The 5393-nt window shown below is 66.6% G+C and carries 4 protein-coding genes; 2 read left to right on the top strand and 2 right to left on the bottom strand.

Annotated elements, in window-relative coordinates; genetic code table 11:
* On the top strand, nucleotides 1–2443 hold a 2443-nt coding region (locus ACOJVU_RS14700; RefSeq protein WP_421530447.1), incomplete at its 5' end, for a condensation domain-containing protein.
* 66 nt (nucleotides 2444–2509) lie between these two features.
* Here ACOJVU_RS14700 and ACOJVU_RS14695 read toward each other — a convergent pair.
* Both ACOJVU_RS14695 and ACOJVU_RS14690 read right to left on the bottom strand, forming a co-directional pair.
* The gene (locus tag ACOJVU_RS14695) at nucleotides 2510–3184 is read right to left on the bottom strand and encodes a methyltransferase family protein (protein ID WP_421530446.1); all 675 of its coding nucleotides are present in this window, start codon (nucleotides 3182–3184) and stop codon (nucleotides 2510–2512) included.
* 219 nt (nucleotides 3185–3403) lie between these two features.
* Nucleotides 3404–3610 carry a hypothetical protein gene (locus tag ACOJVU_RS14690; RefSeq protein ID WP_421530445.1) on the bottom strand — a complete coding sequence of 69 codons (207 nt, stop codon included), beginning with the start codon at nucleotides 3608–3610 and terminating at the stop codon, nucleotides 3404–3406.
* A 690-nt stretch (nucleotides 3611–4300) separates the two neighbouring features.
* Here ACOJVU_RS14690 and ACOJVU_RS14685 point away from each other — a divergent pair.
* Nucleotides 4301–5393 (top strand): PE family protein (locus ACOJVU_RS14685; RefSeq protein ID WP_421530444.1); only part of this gene is annotated, 1093 nt, incomplete at its 3' end.

Genomic DNA, 5393 nt, shown 5'->3' with positions numbered 1-5393 from the left:
GGTGGATACGTTTGCCACCGCGGGGAACCTGTCGGTGGAGCTGGACGCCGAGACCACCCGCATGCTGCTCGGGGAGGTGCCGGCGGCGTTTCATGCCGGGATACACGAGATCCTGTTGATCGCCTTCGCCATGGCGGTTGCCGAGTTCGCGGGCACCGGTGGGCCGATCGGGATCGACGTGGAGGGGCATGGACGTCAGGAAGACCTCGCCGCAGACGTCGACCTGTCCCGCACCGTGGGGTGGTTCACCACGAAATACCCGGTGGCGCTGAGCGTTGACGGGCCGGTCGGCACGCTGGACTGGGCGCAGGTCAGCGCCGGTGAGGCGGCGCTCGGGGCGGTGGTCAAGGACGCCAAAGAGCAGCTACGGGCCATGCCCGACGGTCTGACTTACGGGGTGTTGCGCTATCTGAATTCCGCTGTCGACGTGGCCGGGTCCGATCCGCCGTTCGGGTTCAACTATCTGGGCCGCATGGGCGCAGCGGCCGACACCTCAGGTGACCTGTGGCGGCTCTGCCAGGACGGCGGATCCGTTGCCGGGGTGGCCGCGGCGATCCCCATGCCACTGATGCACACCGTAGAGCTCAACGCCGGCACCGTGGACACCGACACCGGCCCGCAGCTGCGAGCCGGCTGGACGTGGGCGCGCTCGGCACTGGACGAGGCGCAGGTCGGCCGGCTCAGCCGGTTGTGGTTCGAGGCCCTGGCCGGCATCTGTGCGCACGTGCACGGCGGCGGCGGCGGGTTGACGCCGTCGGACATCGTGCCCGCGCGCCTGAGTCAGCAGCAGATCGACGAACTCGGGCGGCGGTACCGCATTGCCGACGTGTTGCCGCTGACGCCGCTGCAGCAGGGTCTGCTGTTTCATGCGTACACCGCGGAGGGTGGCGATGACGTCTACGCGGTGCAGCTGGATGTGACGTTGAGCGGCCGGCTCGATCAGCACCGGCTGCGCGAGGCCGTGCACATGGTGATCAACCGGCATCCCAACCTCGCGGCCCGGTTCTGTTCGCACTACGACGAGCCGGTGCAGATCATCCCGTCCGACCCCGCCGTACCCTGGCGCCACGTCGTCGCCGACGGTGTCGACGTCGAGGCGCAGATCCAGCACGTGTGCGCCGCCGAACGTGCCGCGGTCTACGATATGGCCAATCAGCCGGCGTTTCGGGTGGCTTTGATCCGCACCGCGCCGGATCGGCACCGGTTCGTGCTGACCAATCACCACATCGTGCTGGACGGGTGGTCACTGCAGATCCTGCTGGGCGAGATTTTTGCCGGCTATTACGGCCAGTGGTTGCCCACGGCGGCCCCCTACCGCAGGTTTGTCACCTGGCTGTCCGGTCGGGATCGCGCCGCCGCCCGCGCGGTGTGGCGTGAGGTATTCGCCGGTTTCGACACGCCCACACTCGTCGACCCGGCGGACCGGTTCGGGCTGGGGCGGCGGGGCGTCGCCTCGTTCCGGGTGCCCGAACCGATCACCCGGGCCGTCGCCGAGCTGGCGCGGTCGCGCCACACCACGGTCAGCACGGTTCTGCAGGCCGCCTGGGCGCAGGTGCTGACCTGGCTGACCGGTCAGTGCGACGTCGCCTTCGGCGCCGTGGTCTCGGGGCGGCCCGCCGAGGTGGCCGACGCGGAGTCGATGGTGGGCCTACTGATCAACACGGTCCCGGTGCGGGTCAGCATCACCCCGAACAGCACCGCCGCCGACCTGCTCGATCAGCTGCAAAGCGCCCACAACCACACCTTCGATCACCAGCATCTCGGGCTCAGCGAGATTCACCGCGCCACCGGCCACGAACGGCTCTTCGACACCGTCTTCGTCTACGAGAACTATCCGACCGACGCCGCCGTGTTGTCGGGCAACGAAGGGCTGGCGGTCACCGCGGTCACCAACCGCGACTACTACCACTACCCGCTGACAGTGCAGGCTCTGCCGGGCAGCCAGGTGGAACTTCACGTCCAATACTTCGCGGAGATGTTCGACGTCGCCGACGTCGAAGCATTGATCGAGCGATTCGAGCAGGCCTTGGTGGCCATGACCGCCGATGCGACGCGGCCGTTGCTGTCGTGGGACGCGCGAGACGTGCGCATGCACACCCGGACGAATGGGAACGGTGCGGCGACGGCCCCTTCGGCGCCCGACTATCGCCGCAGCGACGACGACGACGCCCCGGCCACCCTGATCGAACAGATCCTGGCGGACATCTACGCTCAGGTGCTCGGGGTGGACCGCGTGCCGATGGGCGAGTCGTTCTTCGTCCTGGGCGGGGATTCGATTTCCGGGATGCAGGTGATCGCCGCGATCAACGCAGCTCTGGGTATCGACCTCGCGGTGCGGACTTTGTTCGACGCGCCGTCCGTCCGGAGCCTGAGTCAGCGGTCGGCGGCACTTGCCGGATCATTGGAAGAAGTTCCCGCGGCGAGACCTGCCAGCGATCTCTGAGGCTGCGCCGGCGGTCCGTCTGGGGCGCAGCAGGAGTTCAGGGGCCTCGGCTGCTGCTCGCGGCCGCTACCACACCCGGGGTATCAGCCGATAACGCACTTTCCGGGTGTACGCGCGGTATCCCTCCAGCTCGTTCCGGAGCAGCTTCTCCTCGTCGCCGATGCGCGAGGCGAGCACGATCAGTCCGGGAACGACGAAGACGAGCCCCCAAAGGGAACCGAGCGCAAGCGGGATGCCGACCATCATGATCACGTTGCCGGTGTACATGGGGTGGCGCACCAGCCCGTACAGACCCGTGGAGACGACTGTCTGGCCGGCCTCCACTCGGACGGTCGCGGCGGCATAGCTGTTCTGAACGACGACGAGGCCCATCACGCTCAGCCCAACGGCTACCACGACATCCCCGACCAGACAGATTGTTGTCGGTACCCGCGACCAGCCAAAGCGATGGTCGAGCGCGCTGGCCACGACCATCGCCGCGAGCGACGAATACAACCCGGCGATGACGACCTTCTGCGCCATCCGGGTCTCCGCCGCCGGCCCCCCACGTATCCGCGCCTGGAGCGCGACGGGGTTCGTGCGCAGCAGGTAGAGGGCGGGCAGCCACGCCAAAACGGCAACCACCACGAGGAAAACCCACGCTTGCCAGTAATTGACCGTGCCCGCCGGGACAAACAGGATCAATCCGAACGCCACAAACTCGACAAGACCGAATACCACCAACTTCGGGATGGTCTTCACCGATTCTCCTTCGTCCATCCGGTCCCGCACTCCTGCAACGGATCTTGTGGTAGCGGAAAACCACAACTGCCGGGCGCCAGTATCGCACTGACCGCCGGAGCCATGGCGGCGGCGCAGGAATGAAACTACCGCTGCTGATCCGGAGAATGGCGGCGAATGTGTCATCTGCCGCACCCGAGGCTCGGCTCGGTGGCGGACGGTTGCCCCGGGGGCGGACGCTCACCGCAATTTCTGGTAGCCGGAGCGACTGAGAGCCTCTATAGCCGCAAGCACTCGATTACCGACCGTCCGTTGGTACTCACGCAGATATTTGACCCGGCGCGGGTCCGCCTCTCCGAGGTGGTGGGTGAGGGGATGTTCCGTTCCCCAAACCGCATCCTGCGCTGCCTCGCCCACGGCGACTTCAAAATCCTCGTCCCAGTTCATCGTTCTCCCGATTGCGTGCCACCACGGGCCACCGTCGATTCTCGGACACGAAATGCGGTTCAGCAGCCATCCTTTCCTCAAGCTTCCGTAGCTGTCATTTTTGCTATTCGGTTCGGGGAGAAGAGAAATTGACGCGCGCGCGCCAATAGAACCGGCTTACGGCAGTCGTCGAGTAGCGTTTGAGTGTTGCCGGCGATCCCTCGGGGATGAGGTCGGCCAATTCGCCGGCGACTGAACAGACGTGTGCGCGGCGGGGGTACTGCCCTCGTGGCGATAGCTCGGGCTCGCATGTGGTCCCCTCACGGCCTTTCTTCTTACTCCACGGTAAGTGTAGAAGCTACTCCGCAGTAGGTCCAAAAGTCTTCCTCAGGAGTTACACCGTTTAACTTACGGACCCGATCGGTGAATCCAGGCCAAGTAATAGCGGTCGGGCCACTCTCTCGCGCAGCAGCCCCGTCAAGTCCTAGAATGGCCGGTGTGGCCGTATTGCCACGCCATTTGAGTCCAAGCGCACGATGAGCCGGTCGCGTTTACCGTTCCCGATCTGCCGTCGAGGGGAGGGGTGGGTCGTCGAGGACTTTTGCCAAAATGCGGATGTGCACGTGTGCAACGAGATAGGTTTTTAGCCACTCGTAAGCGTGACCGTGGTGCGGGGGGCGTTCCACTCGCGACGGTCTTCGGAGGTTAGCAATGTCGTATGTGTTCGTCGTGCCGGACGTGTTGGCGACGGCCGCGTCGAATGTGGCGGAGATCGGCTCGTCACCCGACGCCGCGCATGCGGCGGCGCCCGCCGCGACCACCGCGGTGGCGGCGGCCGCCGGTGACGAGGTCTCGGCGGCGGTAGCGTCGGTTTTCTCCCGGGTGGGCACGGAGTTTGCCGCCCTCAGCAACCGAGCGGCAGTGCTGCATGGCCAGTTCGTTCGGGCCTTGAACGGGTCAGGTGGGGCGTTTGCGGCCGCCGAGGCGACAAATGCGTCGCCGTTGGTCGGTTCAGTGGGCTCGTCTGCGGCCATCGCGCCGACGTATTCGCCGCTGCAGATCCTGATGGATGCGGTGGCGGAGGCCTCCGGGTCTTCACAACCGCCCAACACGGAACCGTTGGCGGTGGTGATGTATGAGTTGAACCAGACCGGCGAGAAGCTCTTCGGGGAGCCGCTGTTCTACGACGGTGCCAATGGGACGCAGGCCAGCCCGAATGGTCAAAACGGCGGTTTGTTGATGGGCAACGGCGGCAACGGCTGGAACTCCACGGTCACCGGGGGCAATGGCGGTAATGGTGGGCAGGCTGGCCTCATCGGCGCTGGCGGCGCCGGCGGAATCGGCGGCCCGGGTGCGTCCGGTGTGGCCCCTGGTACTGGTGGGAACGGTGGGTCCGCGGTCTGGGTGGGCAATGGTGGGGCCGGCGGAGCCGGCTGGAACTCCACCATCTCTAGCGTGGACGGCGGCGCCGGGGGAACCGGCGGATCCAGCGGACTTTTCTTCGGTACCGGTGGAGTCGGTGGGGCCGGTGGGAGCGCAACCGACGCGAGCGGCGGTACCGGGGGGTCCGGAGGCTACACGAGCTTTTTGGGTAGTACGGAGTTGGGTTTCAGCAATCCGATCGGCGCTACCGGTGGGGCCGGCGGTGACAGCAGTACCGGCCAGGGTGGTAGCGGTGGTGCCGGTGGGGCCGGCTTTGAGCTCGGTGGTACCGGCGGGGCCGGCGGCAGCGGCGCCACCGGTGGTGACGGCGGTGCCGGCGGTGTGGCGTTCAACCTGGGGTGGGGAACCGCCACCGGCGGGG

Origin of the sequence: Mycobacterium sp. THU-M104, from assembly GCF_049197365.1 — a bacterium.
GTDB lineage: Bacteria > Actinomycetota > Actinomycetes > Mycobacteriales > Mycobacteriaceae > Mycobacterium.
Note: the sequence above shows the minus strand (reverse complement) of the source record. Positions and strands in the feature narration are given on the sequence as shown.

What these genes read in the sequence shown, in the direction of transcription:
- ACOJVU_RS14690 (WP_421530445.1), bottom strand. Translation starts at nt 3,610, where the DNA reads ATGAACTGGGACGAGGATTTTGAAGTCGCCGTGGGCGAGGCAGCGCAG.